We start from the raw sequence: 19,943 nt of genomic DNA on the forward strand, positions 1-19,943 counted from the left end.
GAACCAAAACTTAGGCCGCGGCGTCTGTCAGTCGGGCAAGGGTTTCATCGCGCCCCAGCACCAACATCATGTCAAAAACCGATGGGGTGACTGCCCTGCCAGCCAAAGCCGCCCGAAGGGGCCCAGCCAGCTTGCCAAATTTGGTGTCATGCGCGGCAGCAAAACCGTTCAGTACCTCCTCCAGCGTTTCCTTGTTCCAGCTAGCATTTTGCAATTGCGGCGTCAATTCCGACAGTATGCCACGGGATACCGTATCGAGGTTCTTTGCGGCCTTCTCGTCCGGGGTGATCGGGCGTTCAGCGATAACAAACGCTGCTTTTTCAAGAAGTTCGGGAAATGTCTTCGCGCGATCTTTGAGGCAGTACATCGCCCGCTCCAAACCCTCGGCCTGGGGTGCCGTAAGGGCAGGTAGGCCAGCGGCCTCCAGATAGGCTTCGATTTCGCGCCGCAGCGCGGCATCATCGGCCTGCGCGATATGCTGCCCGCAAAGGTTTTCCAGCTTTTTCAGGTCAAACTGCGCGGGGCTTTTGCGGATACCGTCAAGGTCGAACCACTCCTGCGCCTGTGCGTCGGTAAAAAATTCGTCATCCCCATGGCTCCAGCCCAGCCGTGCGAGATAATTGCGCATGCCGGCGGCCGGGTAGCCCATCACCTGATATTCCTGCGCGCCCAAGGCTCCGTGACGTTTTGACAGTTTCTTGCCATCCGTGCCGTGGATCAGCGGGATATGCGCCCAAACCGGCACGTCCCAGCCCATCGCCTCATAGATCATCATCTGGCGGGCGGCATTGTTGAGGTGGTCATCGCCGCGCACCACATGGGTCACGCCCATGTCGTGATCGTCCACCACCACGGCGAGCATATAAACCGGTGTGCCGTCCGAGCGCAGCAGGATCATATCGTCGAGCTGGTCGTTGCGGATGGTGACATCCCCCTGAACCTGATCGCGGATCACGGTAGTACCTTCCAGCGGTGCCTTGATTCGGATTACATAGGGCGCGTCAGGATGGCTGGCCGGATCGGCGTCGCGCCATGGGGAACGGTAAAGCGTGCTGCGTCCCTCAGCCTTGGCTGCTTCGCGGAAGGCGGTGATTTCGTCTTGAGAAGCGAAGCACTTGAAGGCTTTGCCTGCCGCAAGCAGTTCGTTCGCCACTTCGGCGTGGCGGGGGGCGTTCTCGAACTGGCTGACGATCTCGCCGTCGTGGTCCAAACCCAGCCATGCCATGCCTTTGAGAATCGCTTCGGTCGCTTCGGGGGTGGAGCGCGCACGGTCGGTGTCTTCGATCCGCAGCAGGAATTTGCCGCCCCGGCCGCGCGCATAGAGCCAGTTAAACAGGGCGGTACGCGCCCCGCCGATGTGTAGGAACCCGGTGGGAGAAGGGGCGAAACGGGTTACAACGGGGGCGTTCATGGCGGGAGGCCTTTCGGTCAGAGATATGGCGTTTGGAGGGTGTTTACCATTTGGTAACCACCCCGGTCCTAGGATTTGATGTCTGTCTACCCAGTGCGATCCGCGGGGGCAAGCATGGGCCTTTTGAACCACTTCAGCGCCATCATGCGCCATCAGCGGGGGCATCTGTTTGGCTGGGTTCCGGTTTGCCTTGCGATGGGAATTGGGTGGTTCTTTTCTTTGCCGGTGGAACCTTCTTTGCCGGTCCTTTGGGGAGTGGCGCTCGCCGTTGCAGGGCTGGGAGGTATCGCACGGGCGTTGCCTGAAAGTGTCTCGCCCTTTGCAATTGCTGTGGCTTTGATCCTTCTCGGCCTGCTTCTTGCTGCCTTTCGCGCACATTCCATGACGGCCCCGGTGCTCGGCTGGCGCTATTACGGGGCCGTCGAAGGGCGGGTCGTTGCCTTGGACCGAAGCCAATCTGATGCGCCCCGCGTTACCCTTGATCAGGTTCGGCTGGACCGTGTGCCGCCCACACTGACCCCAACGAGGGTACGGGTGTCGTTGCATTCCAAAACCCCCGGCTCCATCCAACCTACACCCGGCATGCGGGTGATGACGACGGCTCATTTATCCCCCCCCGCCGGCCCGGTAGAACCGGGTGGCTTCGACTTCCAGCGTCATGCGTGGTTTGCCGGATTGGGCGCGGTCGGCTACACACGGGTGCCCCTTTTGGGCATTGCCCCGCCGATCGGGGGGGAGGCTGCTCTGGTATTGTTTCGCCTTCGCATGAATGCGTCAGCCCGTGTGCGACAGCATCTGCCCGGCGACGTCGGCGGTTTCGCGGCAGCCATCACCACTGGCGATCGCAGCGCCATCTCTCAGGAAGCACTGCAAGACCTGCGCAGCAGTAATCTCGCACATTTACTGGCAATCTCTGGGTTGCATATGGGCCTGCTCAGCGCGGTTGTCTTTGGCGCGATGCGTTTGATGTTGGCCCTACACCCGGTCACGGCGACCCGCTGGCCCAGCCGCAGCATTGCTGCTGGCGCGGCGCTGATCGCCGCCACCGGTTACCTTGCGCTGTCCGGCGGCAATGTCGCGACCGAGCGCGCCTATGTCATGTGCGCGGTTGCCTTATGCGCGCTGATGATTGGTCGTCGTGCCATTTCGCTTCGTGCAGTAGCTGTGGCGGGGATCATCGTCTTGGCTTTGCGCCCCGAAGCCCTCACGGGGCCGGGGTTTCAGATGTCATTCGCGGCAACGACGGCGCTTGTCGCAGTCTTCGGTTGGATGCGTGATTTTGACGGTACTGTGATCCCGCAACGCTTACGCCCGGTCGTGGCGGTGGTGATTTCATCTGCTGTCGCCGGGTTCGCAACGGCACCAATTTCCGCCGCCCATTTCAACACGATCGCGCATTACGGACTGATCGCCAACCTACTGTCGGTTCCGCTCATGGGGGTCTTGGTGATCCCAGCGGCCGTATTGGCCGCCATGTTGGCTCCTCTTGGCATGGAGGGGCTCCCACTTTGGGCCATGGGGCTTGGCCTGCGCTGGATCCTCGCCGTCTCAGAAGCGGTCTCAGGCCTAGCTGGCGCACGTAGTTTCGTACCGGGGCCGGGGGGCTGGGTACTGCCGTTGTTGGCGCTCGGATTTCTATGGTTGCTGCTGTGGCAAGGGCGCTTGCGGTGGCTTGGATGCCCCGCGATGGTGCTTGCCCTTACGCTTTGGCATGGAGTGGTCCGGCCTGACATACTGGTCGCCGATACCGGCACGCTTGTAGGGGTTATGACCTCAAAGGGCAGAGCGCTTAGTAAAGAAAAAGGCGCAGGGTTCATCGCGCGAAATTGGTTGGAAAACGATGGCGATGGCGTTGACCAAGCCGTCGCCGCCACACGCTGGAAAGATATTGATGCGAGCATCATTCACCTTTCGGGAAAGCGGGCGGCTGCAGCATTCAGCGGCTGTCGCCTCGGTGACATCGTCATCGCTTCGGCCGAAGTGGATGCAGCCCAGCAATGGGGCTGCCCGGTCTTTGATCCCAGCCGCCTGCGGGAAACAGGTGCCCTCGCGCTCAGAAAGTCGCCCGAGGGCTGGCAGATCACCACGGCAAGAGAATACGCTGGAGCGCGAATGTGGAATACCAAGCCAAAGCGACGGGCAGGGCGTCAGTAGGTTCGGATCAACCCAACAAGTCGCCCTTGAACCTTCACTTTGTCAGAAGGCAGTACACGTGTTTCGTAAGCGGCATTCGCGGCTTCCAAAGCGACCGATGAGCCCTGTCTCCGGAACCGTTTTAGCGTTGCCTCCTGATCCTCCACCAATGCGACCACGATATCACCGTTGTCGGCGACGGAGGTTTCACGGATCACCACGATGTCACCATCATTAATCCCGGCGTCAATCATCGAGTCGCCGCGCACTTCAAGTGCGAAATGCTCCGCTTGACCTGCGATCATACCGCCGGGCACAGTGACGCTGTGAGAGACTTGCGAGATCGCCTCTATCGGAACACCGGCAGCAATCCGGCCCATAACCGGTACGTCAAAGGCATGATGCGCCGTGACCGGTTGTGCAGCGGCGGGCGGTGGGCTGTCAGGGCGGTCCCCATCAATCACGCGGGGGGCAAAACCCGGGGCGCCGCCAAGGCTCTCGGGCAGCTTAACAACTTCGATTGCGCGCGCACGGTGGGCAAGTCGGCGAATAAAACCGCGTTCTTCTAACGCCGTAATCAAACGGTGGATGCCTGATTTTGACCGCAGATCGAGTGCCAGTTTCATTTCATCAAAGCTCGGCGGTACTCCGTCACGTTGCACGCGCTGATGAATGAAAGACAGCAAATCGAGTTGTTTTTTGGTCAGCATCACACGGCCCCCCACATTTTCCTTTGTTTTGTTCTAGGGATGTTCTCGTTTTGTGTCAACCTTAGGTTGGCGCTAAATCACGAGGTACTGCTGCATATCGCCAATATTTTGCGCCGGATCGCGAGGCGGGCGGATCATCAAAGCGTCTGCCTGCGCAAGGACGGAAAGAAGCGAAGAATCTTGTCGGTCATCTGGGTAAAGCGCACCGTCCCGAAGGGTTGCACGCATGTAGTGGGCGCGCGGCCCATTCGCATCTATTTCGCGCCCAAGCGGTGCGCTCCGTATGGGTGCGTAGACCTCAGTCAATCCTAACATGCGACGCAGCATTGGTAACACGAAGATTACCCCGCAAACCATTGCAGATACAGGGTTTCCGGGAAGGCCAATCATCGTTGTGCCGTTGATACGTCCCGCCATCAAAGGTTTGCCGGGACGCATCGCGACTTTGTAGAAAGCTTGTTTCATCCCAAGTTCGGCGGCGACTGGGCCGATCAGGTCGTGGTCACCCACGGACGCGCCGCCTATGGTCACAATCAGATCCGCATCCCGGGCTAATGCAAATGCCTGTTTCAATGAGGCGACGGTATCCCGTGCAATGGGGAGCATGCGCACTTCGGCCCCCGCATCCTCAAACATAGCCGAAAGGCCGTAGCTGTTGGAGGCGATGATTTGATCAGGGCCGGGAGCTTCGCCCGGTTGGACTAACTCGTCCCCTGTCGCAAGGATCGCGATGATTGGTTTGCGGGTTACTGGTACATTCGCGATGTTCATCGCGGCGAGCAGGGCGATATCTGCGGGCCGCAGGATACGCGAGGCGCTCAGTTGCTCGCCCATGGTGAAATCACCACCGGCTGGGCGAATATTGTCTTTGGTATCAACCCGGTGGCCCAGAGTGATAAGGTTGCCGCGGCGGGTTACATCCTCTTGGATAACGACAAAATCAGCACCTTCCGGCACGGGTGCCCCGGTGAAGATGCGTACGGCTTGACCCGCGCGCAGCGTGCCTGTGTATCCATGCCCCGCCGCGGCCTCGCCGACGACTTTAAACATCGCATCGGGTTCAACCTCGGCCCGTCTCAGGGCGTAACCGTCCATCGAAGATGCGGCGAAAGGGGGCTGGCTGCGCTGCGCTGTCACGGGGTGCGCCAGAACACGCCCATTGGCGGCGCGTAGGGCAACGTTTTCGGTATCTAGCGGTTCAACGAGGTCCAGAACGGCTTCTAGCGCCTCTTCGACGCTAATCATGTCGCCTCGTAACGGCCTGATTTACCGCCTTCTTTCAAAACGACGCGTGTGCCGCCAATCTCCATCGCCTTATCCACGGCTTTGGCCATGTCATAGACGGTTAGGGCGGTAACGGAGGCCGCGGTGAGAGCTTCCATCTCTACCCCGGTTTGGCCGGTGGTTTTAACGGTGGCAACGATGCGGACCCCGGGAAGGCTTGCGTCGGGGGTAAGCTCAACACTGACCTTGGTAATCGGCAGCGGATGGCAAAGGGGGATCAGATCAGCGGTCCTTTTGGCCGCCATGATCCCGGCAAGCCGAGCAACGCCCAGCACATCGCCCTTCTTTGCCCTTCCTTCACTAATGATATCAAAGGTGTCAGCGGCCATCTTGATGTAGCTCTCAGCTTTAGCGACACGTGATGTGACGGCCTTGTCCGACACATCGACCATATGCGCGTCACCTTCAGCGTCAAAATGGGTCAGCGCCATCACATACCTCCGGGGACGAGCGGGCTCGCCAACAAATTGCGGGTGGCCTGTTCGACATCTTCCTGCCGCATAAGGCTTTCGCCAATCAGGAAGCAGCGCGCGCCGTAAATTGCCATATCAGCGAGGTCGGCGGGGGTGTAGAGGCCAGATTCGCAGACCAGCATCCGATCGGGTGGGACGGCTTCTGAAAGTTCGCGCGTTACATCAAGAGAGGTCTCGAAGGTATTGAGATTGCGGTTATTAATGCCAATCATTCGGCTGGTCAGTTTTTCGGCGCGCTTAAGCTCGGCGGCGTCGTGGACTTCGATCAACGCGTCCATTCCCCAATCTTGGGCAGCCTGTTCCAGTTCTGCGGCCTGGGCATCAGATACGGATGCCATGATGATCAAAATACAATCTGCGCCAAGGCTCCGGGCTTCGGCGACCTGATAGGGGTCATAAAGGAAATCTTTGCGCAGCACCGGCAGATCGCAGGCTGCGCGGGCATCGACCAAGAACTCTTTCGCGCCTTGGAAACTCGGCGTGTCGGTCAAAACAGAGAGGCAGGTCGCGCCGCCTGCTGCATAGGCGCGGGCGAGGGCGGCGGGTTCGAAATCTTCGCGGATCAAGCCTTTGGACGGGCTGGCTTTCTTGATCTCGGCGATCAGGCCATAGCCTTCGCGGGAGGCTTCGTGCAAGCGTTGTGCGAAGGGGCGCACGGGCGGTGCGGCACGGGCGGCGGCCTCCATGTCAGCCTGAGATTTTTCGGCCTTGGCAGCGGCGATTTCGTCCAGCTTATAGGCTTTGATTTTTTCCAGAATTGTTGCGGTCATGGCATCCTCACGGGTTTGTCCAATGTATGCCGGGCTTGCCTTGGCGCTGCAACCAGTCATTCACGCGGCTGAAAGGTCGCGACCCGAAGAAGCCGCGCCGGGCAGAAAGCGGCGAGGGGTGCGGTGTCTCAATCTTGAGGTTCTGCACCGGATCAACCTGCGCCGCTGCTTTCTGCGCATGCGCGCCCCATAGCAGATAGGCGCGAGGACGATCCGAAAGGCGCGTAAGCACCTGAGTGGTCAGCTTTTGCCAGCCGAGTTTGGCGTGCCCATTCGGGTCGCCCGCAGGCACGGTAAGAACGCTGTTTAACAGCAAGACGCCCTGATCGGCCCAAAACCGCAGATCTGGATCTTGAGGTGATGCGCCAAGATCGTCGTGTAATTCTTTGAAGATATTCACTAATGATCTCGGGATAGGGCGCACGTCAGGTTCGGCTGAGAAGGCATAGCCGTGGGCGTGGCCCGGCGTGGGATAGGGATCTTGACCTAGGATAACAACGTCGACTGCATCGGGTTGGATATGTTCAAGGGCGGCAAAAATCTGCGGTGCAGGAGGGAGAACCTCGCGCGGCTCAGCGGCCAATCTTTCCGCGATGCCGGGCCATTCTTCTGCGAAAAAGTGCAGTTCTGCCCAACACCCAAGCGCGCTGAGGTTCAGGGGCGTCATTTCGCCTGACTGATGCGCGCCACTTTTTCGATCCGGTCCCTCGCAGCACCGCTGTCGATGCTTTCCCGCGCCATTTCGACGCCAGATTTGAGATCGGGTGCCACATCGGCAACCACCAGCGCCGCCGCTGCGTTTAGCAAAACGGCGTCGCGGTAACCCGATGGAACACCATCGAGCAGGGCATTGAAATGTTTCGTGTTTTCGGCTGGCTCACCCCCAGATATTGCCTCGAAAGGATGGACGGGCAGACCCGCGTCTTCGGGGTGCAATTCGCGCAGGTTGACCACGCCATCTTCCAGTGCGGCGACCCAGCTAACGCCAGTGATGGTCAACTCATCGGTGCCGTCCGAGCCATGCACGAGCCAAGCTTTCTCGGACCCGAGCTGTTTCAGCGTCAGCGCCATTGGTTCGATCAGGTCCCGGGTATAGGCGCCGGTCAACTGGCGCTTTACCCCGGCGGGATTGGTGAGCGGGCCGAGGATGTTAAAGATCGTGCGGGTGCCAAGTTCGGACCGGGTCGGCATGACATGGGCGACCGCAGGGTGGTGCATCGGCGCCATCATGAAGCCGATACCGGCCTCAGCCAATTCACGTTCCACAACGGCGGGGCCAACCATGACGTTGATCCCAAGCTGCGACAGCGCGTCGGAAGCGCCAGATTTCGAACTGAGGTTACGGTTGCCGTGTTTGGCCACGATCGCCCCGGCGCCCGCCGCGACAAAGGCGGCAGCGGTGGAGATGTTGAGCGTGCCCTTGCCGTCGCCGCCGGTGCCAACGATGTCGATCGCCCCTTCGGGCGCGCGCACGGCGTTGCATTTGCTGCGCATAACCTGTGCGGCGGCGGCATATTCGGTGACCGTTTCGCCCCGGGTGCGGAGCGCCATGAGAAAGCCGCCGATCTGGCTTGGCGTGGCTTCGCCTTCAAAGAGGATCTCAAAGGCTTCGACAGCTTGTTCCGAGGTCAGCGGCCCATTGGCGGCGGCGTCCAACAGAGGTTTTAACGCAGCGCTCATGCCGTGACCTTCATCTCATTCAGGAAGTTTTGCAGCAGGGCGTGGCCATGCTCGGATCGGATCGATTCCGGATGGAATTGCACGCCGTGCAGGGGCAATTCGCGGTGTTGCAGCCCCATGATCGTGCCGTCTTCGAGCGAGGCGGTGATCTCAAGGCAATCAGGCAGGCTTGCGCGTTCTACCACCAGCGAGTGATAGCGCGTGGCCCCAAAGGGCGAGGGCAGCCCGGCAAAGACACCGCGCCCGTCGTGCTGCATCTGGCCCAGTTTGCCGTGCACGATTTCATCCGCGCGCACGACTTTGCCGCCAAAGGCTTGACCCAGCGTTTGATGGCCAAGGCAGACGCCCAAGAGCGGCACCCTTGCTTCGGCAGCGGCATGGGTCAACCCTAGGCAAATTCCCGCTTGGTCGGGGTCACAGGGGCCGGGAGACAGCAAGATACCGGCGGGGTTCATGGACATCGCTTCATCCACGCTAAGCGCATCATTGCGGTGCACCTGCACATCCGCGCCGAGGCTGCCCAGGTAATGAACCAGATTATAGGTAAAGCTGTCGTAGTTATCGATGAGCAGCAGCACAGGCAGGCATTTCTTTGTATTAGGACTGGAGAAACCACGCCGGGGCGCGGTATAGGTTTTCGCATACATGTTCAGGCTTGAACCCCATCGTCAAGAGTTTGGGGCAAGCCAATTGAGGGATCGCCGGGCTTTCTGGCCGTGGCGCAGACAGCAGGAGTAGCGCAGATGGCACGCGGAATTCTAAGCGGGCTGATTTGGGGCGGTGTGGCCAGCATCGGTGTCGCCGGTGCAGTGTCGTTGATGGCGCCTTTGCCGCTGCCGCCGGAGGTGGGCGATGCGCCCGGCGCGGGCGCTGCACCGGCGCGGGTCAATGTGACAGATGCGGGCGAACAGAGGGGCAGCAGAGATACCGCGCCGGTGATTAACGCGCCCGCGCCGCGTGCTGATCTACCAGAGCAGGACAGTCTTGCCGCGCTTGACCCTGACACACAGACTTCGGCCAGTCTGCCCGAAACGGGCAGCGCCGAAGGGTTAAGTACGCCCGCAGCGCCCGAAGGGCAAACCCCAACATCTCCCGGCGCGGAAGAGCCGGTCCTGCCCAACCCGCAGGCGATGGCGCCCGGCGTGCCGCAGCCTGTGGAAGAGCTTTCGATCAGCACCGAACCCGCGCAGCCGCCCGCGCCCGAGGTGACCGATATCGAAGGGGCTTTTGATGCGCCTGAAGGGATGGAGGCGCCGGACGCTGACGAAGCAGAGGCGATTACACTGCCCGCCGAAGAGGTGCCGGTGGAAGAGACTGCCCAAGCGGAGCCAGAGCAAACCCCGGAGGAATCCGAGGTCGCAGAGGTTGAGCCTGCGACAGAGCCACAGAGCATCGCCCCGACGGAGGAGCCTGAGACCGCCGAAGCGACACCATTACCGGATGAGGCTCCTACAGAGAGTAGACCCGCGATCGGCACTCCCGTCGGCACTTTGACCGACCGGGAGACCGGCGTTGTGATTAACCGCCCCGGTCCCGAGGCAACTGAAGAGGTTTCTGAAGCCGCGGAAACTGTCGAAGAAGATCCGCGTCCCATTGTCGCCAACAGCCTTGCCAGTGACCAGTCCGAGGGCAAACCCATGATGAGCGTGGTGCTGATCGACGATGGCACCTCGGTCACTGCAGGCAGTGCTGGTTTGGCCGCACTGCGCAGTTTCCCCTATCCGCTGAGCTTTGCCGTGGATAGTCGTTTGCCCGATGCCGCCGAACGGGTAGAAACCTATCGCGAGGCCGGGTTTGAGGTCTTGGCGCTGGTTGATCTGCCCGAGGGTGCGCAGCCGAGTGATGCGGAAACCGCCTTTGCCGCCACGCTCGACCGGATCGGTCCGGTGGTGGGTGTGCTGGAAGGGACCGAAAGCGGTTTTCAAGGCAGCCGCGCCTTGGTTGATCAGGTAACAGATATCCTCGCGCAGTCAGGTCACGGTCTGGTTACGCAGGACAAGGGGCTTAACACCATGCCCAAACTGGCGCGGAAAGCGGGCGTGCCTGCGGATCCGGTGTTTCGCGATTTCGACAGCAAGGATCAGACCGCGCGGGTGATCCGCCGGTTCCTCGATCAAGCGGCGTTCAGGGCCGGGCAGGAGGGGGCGGTGATCATGCTGGGCCGCCTGAGGCCCGATACCGTTTCGGCGCTGCTGCTTTGGGGCTTGCAGGACCGGGCCAGTGATGTGGCCTTGGTTCCGATCTCTACAGTATTGCTGCGTGAGGAGTGATCTCGCGCAGGTTTAGATGATCTCATCTTCGTCGAAGAGCGGATCTTCTTCCAACTGGCTGGCCAGATCATCCACCGTTGCCTCCGCCGCGCGGGGGCTGAGCTTGGCAAGGTGAAAGACCGCGTCGCCTTCGTTGACGATGGGCAAGATCGCCCGCCCGATGAGGATCCCCGGCGCATCGGCCAGAAGCTCGGCTTCTTCTTTGCCAAAGGGATCAGACACGATGGCAAGAAGATCGCCCTCGGCCACCGTCTCACCTTCGGCGCGGAAGGTGCGCAGCAGTCCCCCCGCAGGGGCGCGGAGCCAATGGGACGCGGTGCATATATAGGGCGCGCTGCGGGCGCGGGCGATGCCCTTTGCAGGCAGCATGTCTTGGCCGCGCATGACCCGCAGGATCCCCGCAAGCCCCGCACGCACAGCCATTTCGTCAAAGCGCAGCCCTTCGCCCGCCTCATAAAGCAGGATTGGTGTGCCTTGTTTTGCCGCGACCGCGCGCAAAGAACCGTCCCGCAGGGGTGAGGTCAGCACCACCGGCGCGCCGAAATCCATCGCCATCTTTTGGGTCACCTTGTCGGCGGGCGAAACGCGCACCTGCGGCAGGTTCGTGCGGTGAATCGCTGCCGAATGTAGATCAACACCAAAGTCGCAGCGCAGCACCACCTCTTGCAGGAAGATATGCGCCAGCCGCGCGCCAAGGCTGCCCGAAGGCGAGCCGGGGAAACAGCGGTTCAGGTCGCGGCGGTCGGGCAGGTAGCGTGAGCGGTTGAGAAAACCGAAAGAGTTCACCACCGGCACCACGATCAGCGTGCCACGCAGGGCAGAGAGTTGCGGCGCGCGCAGCAAGCGACGGGTGATCTCAACGCCGATGACCTCATCCCCATGCACGGCGGCAGAGACGAACATCGTCGGCCCCGGGCGTTTTCCGTGGTAGATCTCAAGCGACAGATGCACCGGCGTGTGATCCGGCAGAATCGAGACGGGCAGGTCGACCGCAAGGCTGCTGCCGGGGGCAACGGAATGCCCCGCAATCTGAAAGGGGGCACGGTTCGGCATGGTCAGTTGTTCCCTTTACCGCCAAAGCGCGCGGCATCGGCTGCAGCCCGGCGGATCGCGCCGGATTTATGGACGGTTTCCATGAACTCGGCCTCTGGATCGCTGTCGTAAACGACACCGCCGCCAGCTTGGATGTAGAGCGTCTCGTCCTTCACCACCGCCGTGCGCAGGGCAATGCACATGTCCATGTCGCCGCCCGCGCTGAAGTAGCCCACGCCGCCGCCATAGACGCCACGCTTCTCGGGTTCCAATTCGTCGATAATCTCCATCGCGCGGACCTTGGGCGCGCCCGAGACGGTGCCAGCGGGCATCCCGGCAAAGAATGCGTCGAGCGCATCTTTGCCCTCCTTCAACTCTCCGACCACGTTGGAGACGATGTGCATGACATGGCTGTAGCGTTCGACGATGAACTCTTCCGTCGGGCGCACGGTGCCGATCTTGGCGACCCGGCCCACATCGTTGCGGCCCAAATCGAGCAGCATCAGGTGTTCGGCCAGCTCTTTGGGATCGCTCAGCAGATCGGCCTCTAGCGCGCGGTCTTCCTCCGGCGTGGCGCCGCGTTTGCGGGTGCCAGCGATGGGGCGAATGGTGACTTCGTTGCCAAAGACCCGCACGAGGATTTCGGGGCTTGCGCCGACCACATGGAAGCCGCCGAAGTTGAAATAGAACATGAAGGGCGAGGGGTTGGTGCGCCGCAGGCTGCGGTACAGCGCGAAGGGCGGCTGTGTGAACCCTTGCGCCCAACGCTGGCTTGGCACCACCTGAAAGATATCGCCCGCCTTGATATAGTCGCGCGCCTTTTCGACGGCGGCTTTATATCCGTCGTGGGTGAAATTGCTCACCGACTCCGGCGCGTCTTCGGCCTCTCCCAAATCGCGGGAGGTCTGCGGCATGGCGCGTTCCAGATCGCGCACCGCATCCATCACCCGCTCGGCGGCTTGGGCATAGGCGGCGCGGGCGGTCTGCCCCTCGGACACCCACGCGGGGGAGACGATGGTGACTTCGCCCTTCACCCCATCCAGCACGGCCACGACCGAGGGGCGCATCATCACCGCATCAGGCAGGCCCAGAGGGTCAGGATTCACATGGGGCAGATGTTCGACCAGCCGGATCATGTCATAGCCGAGATAGCCAAAGAGACCGGCGGCGGCTTGGGGCAGATCATCGGGCAGGGTGATGCGCGATTCCGCGATGACATCGCGCAGACGGTCCAGCGGATCGCCGGGCATGTCCTCAAAGGCATCCGCATCGTAGCGTGCGGCGCGATTGAGGGCGGCGGTCTCCCCCCGGCAACGCCAGATCAGGTCGGGCTTCATGCCAATGATGGAATAGCGCCCGCGCACGTCACCGCCGGTGACGGATTCCAGCACAAAGGCGTTCTCTGCCGCGCCGGTGAGTTTCAGCATCAAGGACACAGGCGTGTCGAGGTCGGCAGCAAGGCGGGTGTAGACGATCTGGTTTTCGCCCGCTTCATAAGCGCGGGCGAAAGTGTCGAAATCCGGGGTCAGGGCCATCAAATTTGCCTATCAGGGAAAGTTCACATGCACGGCACTGACCGCGCGCTGGTCGATCTGAGGATCGGCATCGCGCATCACTGCATTGCTGTAGATATCGAAAAGACCTTGGGCCAGCGCCTGATCCAGCTGCTGTGACAGACGGTCCATCAAAGCTTGGGTCTGATCGTCTTCGCCCGCGGGGGTCACGGCATCAAGGCGCAGAACCACAACGCTGTCCCCTGCGGGCAGGACCGCGACGCCACCCTCGTCGAGGTCAAAGACCTGATCCATGAAGTTGTCGGGCGTGCCGTCGACATAGGAGCTGCGGGTCATGCCTTCGCCAAGCTGCGGCGTGAGACCGGCGGCCTCAAAACCGTCCGCTTCGGCCAATGTGCCGGTCAGGCTCTCGGCCTTGGCGGTCAGAGCTTCCACGATCTGGGCATTGCGCCACGCGGTCTCAACTGCATCGCGGGCCTGCTCAAAAGGTTCGGGGCGCTCTGGCTTGGTCTCATCGAGGCGCATGGCGAAAACGCCGCCGTCTTCCAACTGGTCGATCTGCGGGAAGGCATCGGCGCTCAAGCCTGCCGCCGCCTCACGGAAGGCGCCATAGGCGGCGATGCCTTCGCTGCTCTCTTGGGTCCAGTCGATGGTACCGAGGTTCATTTTGGTTTCCTCGGCCAGATCTTCGAGCGTGGCCCCCCCGGCGAGACGGTCGTCGATTTCCTGTGCGCGGGCTTCGACCGCGCGGGTCGCGCGGGAAATGGCGAGGGTCTCTTCCAGCACCTCACGGGCCTCTTCGAAAGGTACGTTCTGTGCAGGCAGAACCGCGTTCACGCGGAAGAGGGCCGGCCCCAGCGAAGTGGGCAGAGGGCCGACGATGTCCCCGCTCTGCGCCCCAAACACCGCGTCACCTGCGGCGTCGAGGTCGGATTTGGCCACATCGCCCATGTCCACATCTGCCAGTGCCAACCCGCGCTCTGCGACCAGCGCTTCAAAGGTGGTGCCGTCAACTTCGAGCGCTGCTGTGGCCTGCGTGGCGGCCTCTTCGTTGGCAAAGACCAGACGTTCAACCAAGCGACGCTCGGGCTGGTCGTATTCATCGCTGCGGGCATCATATTCGGCGCGCACCTCTTCTTCGGGCACTTCAACTTCGTCCAGCAGGTCTTCGGGGCGGAGCCATGCGTAGGTGATGCTTTTGCTGGCGGGCAGCATGAAGTCATCGGTGTTGGCGTCGTAATAGGCCTGAAGCTCTTCATCTGTCGGCTCAGCGGCGGGCGTGTCGAGGTCATCCGCGCTCAGCCGGGCCCAAGTGAAGCTGCGCTCTTCGGCAACGTAGTCAACCAGCGTGCGGGCATAGGTGTCAGGCATTGAGACGCCGCCCAAGATCGCGCGCTGCAGCAGACCACGGGCGGCCTCTTCGCGGATTGATTTCTCGAATTCTGCTTCGCTCATCCCGCTTTGCTGGAGGGCAAAACGATAGCCTTCGCGGTCAAAGTTGCCGTCGATGCCCTGAAAAGCCGAGATTGCGACGATCTCATCGCGCAGGGTGGCATCGCCGATGGAGATGCCCATTTCGTCGGCTTCATGATCCAGCGCGCGGTTGCGCACGATGCGCTGCAGCACCGCGCGGTCGAGGCCCATCTCTTGCGCGCGGGCGAAGGGCAGGCTCTCGCCCGTCTGCGCTTCAATGGCGCGGATTTCCTGCTGCAACTGGCGGGCGTATTGATCGACCGAAATGGACTTGTCACCCACGCTGCCAATGCTGCGCAGATTGCCACTGAGATTGATCGCGCCAAAGCCGCCAAGACCCAAGATCAGAAGGCCCATCAAGGCCCAAACGGCGGTTTTCGAAAAGCTGAAGCCTTTTTTGGCCATGACACGGTCCCTCGTTAATTTCGGACCTGTCTATGCGTTGCGTGGCAGGGCTGCAAGCCTGTCGAAAAGCGCCCCAAGACCGGCGGTGTCGAGGTTGGCAAAGGCGATGCGCAACTGGCTTTCGCCGCGCGCGTCGCCCTCGGGCTGGAACATCGTGCCGGGCAGGCAGAGCACGCCTGCGTCGCGTACGAGTTTCGGGGCAAGGTCGGCTGACGACATGTCGAAAGGGTGGCGCATATAGGCGAAATAGCCGCCGAGGCCGAGAAGTTCCCAACCCAGCGGTTCGAGCTTGGGCATCAGGTCGGCAATCGCGGCCCGGCGGGCGAGGATTTCTTCGCGTTCGCCCGCGAGCCACGCGCTCAGGTTCTGCATCCCCCAGAGCGCGCCGTGCTGACCGATCTGCGCAGGACAAATGGCGACGGTGTCGAGAAACTTTTCCACTTCCGCCAACCGCGCTTTGCTGGCGATCAGCGCGCCAACGCGGTGGCCGGTGAGGCGGTAGGCCTTGGAGAAGGAATAGAGGTGAATGAGCGTGTCGTGCCAATCGGGGTCGCTGAACAGCGCATGCGGCGCGCCGGGGCGGCTGTGAAAATCGCGGTAGGTTTCGTCGAGGATCAGCGCGATGCCGTGACGGCGGGCCAGATCAAAGAAGTCCTGCACAAGGGCGGCTGGATACTCAACGCCGCCGGGGTTGTTGGGGGTGACCAGCGCGATGGCGCGGGTGCGGGGTGTGATCGAGGCCTCGGCGCGGGCCGGGTCGGGCAGCATGTCCGTTTCGACGGGCAGGGGAACGGCGGTCACGCCGCTCATGTCGAGCCACATCTTGTGGTTAAAGTACCATGGCGTCGGGATAATCACCTCATCACCTTCACCGCAAAGCGTGGCGATGGCGGCGGCGAAGGCTTGGTTGCAGCCCGAAGTGATGCAGACCTGTTCGTCGCTCACCACGCCTGCATATTTCTCAGCCGTTTGCTGTGCCAATTCTGCACGCAGTTCCGGCAGGCCCAGTACGGGGCCGTAGAGATGCGCCTCATCATTGTTCAGCGTGACCTCGGCCATCGCCCGGCGCAGCCCCTCTGGGGGCGGATCGACAGGGGCGGCTTGGCTTACGTTGATCAGCGGACGGTCATCGGTGAATGTCACGCCATCCAGCCAGCGCCGCGCCTCCATCACCGGAGGGAAGAAAGTGGTGGCGGTGCGCGAAAGCGTCATGGGTGTATCCGGTCAGGTAAGGGGCAGGGAGGGTGGCCTAGGGCCCCTTAGTCCTTGCCGCGGTAGGGTTCGACGTATTGCAGGGCCATGTCCCATGGGAAGAAGATCCACGTGTCTTGGCTGACGCCGGTGATGAAAGTATCAACCTGCGGTTCGCCCTCGGGCTTGGCATAGACGGTGGCGAAATGGGCGTTGGGGTAAAGCTCGCGGACCAGTTCGATGGTCTTGCCGCTGTCGACCAAATCATCAACGATCAGGATGCCGGTGCCGTCACCCATCATCTCTGCATCCGGAGATTTCAGCACCTTCGCCTCACGCCGTTGGTCAGCGGCCCCGCCGCCCGAATGGTAAGACATGACTGAGATCGTATCGACCGTGCGGATGTCCAACTCACGCGCGACGATCATCGCCGGGGCCATGCCACCGCGCGTAATCGCCACCACGGCACGCCACGCGCCATTGTCGGGGCCAAGCCCATCCAGCCGCCATGCCAGTGCACGGCTGTCGCGGTGGATTTGATCCCAAGAAATGTGAAAGCCCTTTTCGTGGGGCAGGCGCGAGGCGTCCTTTTGGGTGCTCATGGTGTTCCTTTGCAGCGGCTGGCGCGGGAACCCGCGCGAGAAGAGATTTGGGGCGCGTTATTCCTTGGACATGTCCGGCGCGTCAACCGCCTTCATGCCGACAACGTGATAGCCCGCGTCGACATGCAGGTTTTCACCCGTAGTGCCACTGCCCAGATCCGACAGCAGGAAGAGGGCGGCCTTGCCCACGTCTTCGGTGGTGACATTGCGGCGCAGGGGGGAGTTGTACTCGTTCCATTTCATAATGTAGCGGAAGTCGCCGATGCCGGAGGCCGCCAGCGTCTTGATCGGCCCCGCCGAGATCGCGTTGACGCGGATGCCGTCCTTGCCCAGATCTTCGGCAAGGTATTTGACGCTCGCCTCAAGTGCGGCTTTGGCCACACCCATCACATTATAATGCGGCATCACCTTTTCGGCGCCGTAATAGGTCAACGTCAGGGCGCTGGCACCGGGCGACATCATCTTTTCCGCGCGCTGCATCACTGCAGTGAAGGAATAGACTGAGATATCCATCGACATGGTGAAGTTACCACGGCTGGTGTCGACATAGCGGCCCCGCAGTTCACCCTTGTCGGAAAAGCCGATGGCGTGAACGATGAAATCAAGCCCGTCCCAGCGTTCTTTCAGCCCGTCAAACAGCGCATCGATCGAGGCTTCGTCGCCCACATCACAGGGCAGAACAATGTCGCTGCCAAGCTGCTCTGCCAAAGGGCCAACGCGTTTCTTAAGCGCATCGCCTTGGTAGGAAAAAGCAAGTTCCGCCCCCGCATCTGCCAGCGCTTTGGCCACGCCCCATGCGATGGATTTGTCATTCGCAAGACCCATGATGAGCCCACGCTTGCCCCGCATCAATTCGTTTCCCATTCCGCCGCCTTGTCTATGTTCCGTTTTGGTTGCCTTGGTCTAGGCGATTGCGCCGTTGCCATCAAGACTACACAGGCGGGCAGTCGCCAAGGTTTTGCCATAAGATCGGCGGCTAACTGTCGGAAATCCAGTGCGGTTGTCCTTTGAGTTGCCCATCCTTAACAAATGACATAGCGAATGGAATTGAACCCGGCGCAGACCGGATGCAGGCTTAAATACTCTCAAAGGGGATGCCGAATGGAGACGCGGACAGGTATCTTTGCAGGGGATGACCCCTTTGCAATTGCGCAGCGCTGGTTGAGCGAAGCGGAAGCAAGTGAGCCGAATGATCCAAATGCCATCGCCCTCAGCACCGTCGATTCGCAAGGCTTGCCCAATGCTCGGATGGTCCTGCTGAAAGAGATCGAGCCGGAAGCTTTTGTCTTTTATACCAACTATGAAAGCCAAAAGGCCCATGAGCTTGATGCCGCAGGCAAAGCGGCATTCGTCATGCACTGGAAATCCCTGCGTCGTCAGGTCCGGGTGCGCGGATTGATTAGCCGCGAAGATGGGCCTCAAGCCGACGAATATTACGCCTCCAGATCTCTCAAAAGCCGTCTGGGCGCTTGGGCGTCGCGCCAATCACAGCCGTTGTCGGGGCGTGGTGCGCTGATGGCCGAGGTGGCGAAGGTAACGGCACAGCAGGGGGTGAACCCAAAACGTCCGCCGTTCTGGGGGGGATACCGTATCACACCGCTTGAGATTGAGTTCTGGGCGGATGGAGAGTTTCGTTTGCATGACCGCTTTCAGTGGCGCCGGGCCGACATAGCGTCGCCTTGGGCTGTCACCCGGCTCAATCCTTAAAGGGGCACCGCCGAGACCGATGAAAGACGTGTTTGGGAATGAAACAGAACCGGGAACTTACGACGCTCCGCATGAGGGTGTGGTAAAGTGGTTCGATCCGCTCAAAGGCTTTGGCTTTGTGGTCGCCGAAAGTGGCGGGCCCGACATCTTGTTGCATGTTAATGTGCTGCGCAGTTTTGGGCAAAGCTCGGTCGCGGATGGTGCGCGGGTCAAAATACGTGTTCAGCAAACAGATCGCGGTGCGCAGGCCGTCGAAGTGCTTACCATTGAGCCGCCCGATGAACTGCCCCCAGCGGTTGTCGACTTTGTGGGCTTTGATCCCGAGCAACTTGCCGCTGCTGAGTTTGAGCCTGCGCGGGTCAAATGGTTCGACAAGGCCAAGGGATTCGGATTTGCAAATGTCTTTGGCTGCGCCGAAGATGTGTTTCTGCACATGGATGTCCTGCGGCAATCGGGCCTTTGTGATTTGCAACCGGGCGAAGCTGTTGCCATGCGTGTGATTGTTGGCGATCGGGGCCAGTTGGCAGCGGAGGTAAGAGCATGGGAAGCAGTGATAGACGGTTGACCGTTATCAAGCGGTTAACGGGCGCGGCGGTTGCTGGCCTTCTGATGACGGGGGCGGCGGCGGCGAATGTCTGCCGCGATGATTCAGTGACGCTACGCGGAGATTGGGGCAAGGCGCGTTTCTCAATCGAAGTGGCCGATGATACTGCCGAACGGTCCCAAGGTTTGATGCACCGGCGGTCAATGCCGCTAAGCTCGGGCATGTTGTTTATCTATGAGACCCCGCAGCCGCTAAGCTTTTGGATGCGCAACACGCTGATCCCGTTGGATTTGCTCTTTATCGATTCGCAGGGCGTGGTCCAAAAAATCCACCACTCCGCCAAACCCTTGGACGAGACACCGATTCCGGGCGGGGATAATCTGCTTTCCGTTTTGGAAATTAACGGAGGTCTTTCCAAGCGTCTTGGCATCACCGAAGGCAGCGAAATCCGCCATCCAGCCTTTGCGCAGAACGAACCTGCGTGGCCTTGTTAAATTCTCTGCCAAATTCCTGAACTTTCGGTCATTCGGGGCTTTTCAATCCCCAGGGTTATAGCTAAAGAAGCGTCAGTCGGAGCGTGGCGCAGCCTGGTAGCGCACCTGTTTTGGGTACAGGGGGTCGGAGGTTCGAATCCTCTCGCTCCGACCACTTTATTCCAGTCGTAATATTGATATGGCCTAAGTATATGCTTGGGCCGTCAATGTTGCGTCTTTCCCATTTTGCACAAGATTTAGTATCGACCGC

Annotated in this window: 19 protein-coding genes and 1 tRNA gene; 6 read left to right on the plus strand and 14 right to left on the minus strand. The window is 60.9% G+C overall.

All coding sequences use genetic code 11. The features are described from left to right. Positions 1-10 precede the first annotated feature (10 nt). Positions 11-1,411 carry a glutamate--tRNA ligase gene (gene gltX, locus ACSQ16_RS10140; protein WP_243260711.1) on the minus strand — a complete coding sequence of 467 codons (1,401 nt, stop codon included), beginning with the start codon at positions 1,409-1,411 and terminating at the stop codon, positions 11-13. Positions 1,412-1,525: 114 nt separating this feature from the next. On the opposite strand from gltX, the gene ACSQ16_RS10145 reads away from it, so the two are divergent. Then, a complete protein-coding gene (locus tag ACSQ16_RS10145; RefSeq protein ID WP_243260710.1) occupies positions 1,526-3,565 on the plus strand; it encodes a ComEC/Rec2 family competence protein in 2,040 nt (679 codons plus the stop codon). Here ACSQ16_RS10145 and lexA read toward each other — a convergent pair. The 7 genes from lexA to ACSQ16_RS10180 form a co-directional block, all read right to left on the minus strand. Further along, positions 3,559-4,254 carry a transcriptional repressor LexA gene (gene lexA / locus ACSQ16_RS10150; protein WP_243260709.1) on the minus strand — a complete coding sequence of 232 codons (696 nt, stop codon included), beginning with the start codon at positions 4,252-4,254 and terminating at the stop codon, positions 3,559-3,561. The genes ACSQ16_RS10145 and lexA overlap by 7 nt on opposite strands. A 72-nt stretch (positions 4,255-4,326) precedes the next feature. Next, positions 4,327-5,499: a molybdopterin molybdotransferase MoeA gene (locus tag ACSQ16_RS10155; RefSeq protein WP_243260708.1), complete on the minus strand. Its 1,173-nt coding sequence runs from the start codon at positions 5,497-5,499 to the stop codon at positions 4,327-4,329. After that, positions 5,496-5,969, minus strand: a complete 474-nt coding sequence (moaC, locus tag ACSQ16_RS10160; protein ID WP_093926051.1) for a cyclic pyranopterin monophosphate synthase MoaC — start codon at positions 5,967-5,969, stop codon at positions 5,496-5,498. Before moaC ends, ACSQ16_RS10155 begins: the two co-directional genes overlap by 4 nt. Then, complete coding sequence (trpC, locus tag ACSQ16_RS10165; RefSeq protein WP_243260707.1) at positions 5,969-6,781, minus strand: indole-3-glycerol phosphate synthase TrpC; 813 nt, start codon at positions 6,779-6,781, stop codon at positions 5,969-5,971. Before trpC ends, moaC begins: the two co-directional genes overlap by 1 nt. Before the next feature lie 7 nt (positions 6,782-6,788). After that, positions 6,789-7,448, minus strand: a complete 660-nt coding sequence (locus ACSQ16_RS10170; protein WP_243260706.1) for a uracil-DNA glycosylase — start codon at positions 7,446-7,448, stop codon at positions 6,789-6,791. Further along, entirely contained in the window at positions 7,445-8,461 is a 1,017-nt protein-coding gene (gene trpD, locus ACSQ16_RS10175; RefSeq protein ID WP_243260705.1) for an anthranilate phosphoribosyltransferase, read from the minus strand. The genes ACSQ16_RS10170 and trpD overlap by 4 nt, the downstream gene beginning before the upstream one ends. Beyond that, the gene (locus tag ACSQ16_RS10180) at positions 8,458-9,039 is read right to left on the minus strand and encodes an anthranilate synthase component II (protein ID WP_243260704.1); all 582 of its coding nucleotides are present in this window, start codon (positions 9,037-9,039) and stop codon (positions 8,458-8,460) included. The genes trpD and ACSQ16_RS10180 overlap by 4 nt, the downstream gene beginning before the upstream one ends. A 165-nt stretch (positions 9,040-9,204) precedes the next feature. On the opposite strand from ACSQ16_RS10180, the gene ACSQ16_RS10185 reads away from it, so the two are divergent. Further along, entirely contained in the window at positions 9,205-10,731 is a 1,527-nt protein-coding gene (locus ACSQ16_RS10185) for a divergent polysaccharide deacetylase family protein (protein ID WP_317406150.1), read from the plus strand. 12 nt (positions 10,732-10,743) lie between these two features. Here ACSQ16_RS10185 and ACSQ16_RS10190 read toward each other — a convergent pair whose 3' ends face one another. Genes ACSQ16_RS10190 through fabI form a run of 6 tightly spaced genes read right to left on the minus strand, consistent with a single transcriptional unit; the run spans position 10,744 to position 17,812 of the window. After that, entirely contained in the window at positions 10,744-11,784 is a 1,041-nt protein-coding gene (locus tag ACSQ16_RS10190; protein WP_093926056.1) for a succinylglutamate desuccinylase/aspartoacylase family protein, read from the minus strand. A gap of 2 nt (positions 11,785-11,786) precedes the next feature. Then, positions 11,787-13,298, minus strand: a complete 1,512-nt coding sequence (trpE, locus tag ACSQ16_RS10195) for an anthranilate synthase component I (RefSeq protein WP_243260701.1) — start codon at positions 13,296-13,298, stop codon at positions 11,787-11,789. Between the two features lie 12 nt (positions 13,299-13,310). Next, positions 13,311-15,155: a peptidyl-prolyl cis-trans isomerase gene (locus ACSQ16_RS10200; protein ID WP_243260699.1), complete on the minus strand. Its 1,845-nt coding sequence runs from the start codon at positions 15,153-15,155 to the stop codon at positions 13,311-13,313. A gap of 30 nt (positions 15,156-15,185) precedes the next feature. Then, on the minus strand, positions 15,186-16,367 hold the full coding sequence (locus tag ACSQ16_RS10205) for an aminotransferase (protein ID WP_243260698.1): 1,182 nt from the start codon (positions 16,365-16,367) through the stop codon (positions 15,186-15,188). Positions 16,368-16,414: 47 nt separating this feature from the next. Continuing rightward, positions 16,415-16,948 carry a xanthine phosphoribosyltransferase gene (gene gpt, locus ACSQ16_RS10210; protein WP_243260696.1) on the minus strand — a complete coding sequence of 178 codons (534 nt, stop codon included), beginning with the start codon at positions 16,946-16,948 and terminating at the stop codon, positions 16,415-16,417. Positions 16,949-17,005: 57 nt separating this feature from the next. Then, entirely contained in the window at positions 17,006-17,812 is an 807-nt protein-coding gene (gene fabI / locus ACSQ16_RS10215; RefSeq protein ID WP_093926061.1) for an enoyl-ACP reductase FabI, read from the minus strand. Between the two features lie 237 nt (positions 17,813-18,049). Between fabI and pdxH the strand changes: the two genes are divergently transcribed. From pdxH to ACSQ16_RS10235, 4 genes are all read left to right on the plus strand, one after another. After that, positions 18,050-18,655, plus strand: a complete 606-nt coding sequence (gene pdxH / locus ACSQ16_RS10220) for a pyridoxamine 5'-phosphate oxidase (RefSeq protein ID WP_093926062.1) — start codon at positions 18,050-18,052, stop codon at positions 18,653-18,655. Between the two features lie 19 nt (positions 18,656-18,674). After that, the gene (locus ACSQ16_RS10225; RefSeq protein WP_243260695.1) at positions 18,675-19,220 is read left to right on the plus strand and encodes a cold-shock protein; all 546 of its coding nucleotides are present in this window, start codon (positions 18,675-18,677) and stop codon (positions 19,218-19,220) included. Continuing rightward, positions 19,196-19,693 (plus strand): DUF192 domain-containing protein, encoded by a 498-nt coding sequence (locus ACSQ16_RS10230; protein ID WP_435988742.1) that lies wholly within the window; start codon positions 19,196-19,198, stop codon positions 19,691-19,693. Before ACSQ16_RS10225 ends, ACSQ16_RS10230 begins: the two co-directional genes overlap by 25 nt. Before the next feature lie 77 nt (positions 19,694-19,770). After that, a tRNA-Pro gene (locus ACSQ16_RS10235) sits at positions 19,771-19,847 on the plus strand. Positions 19,848-19,943: the final 96 nt, after the last annotated feature.

The sequence above is a fragment of the Sulfitobacter sp. SH24 genome, assembly GCF_965641895.1.
GTDB lineage: Bacteria > Pseudomonadota > Alphaproteobacteria > Rhodobacterales > Rhodobacteraceae > Sulfitobacter > Sulfitobacter dubius.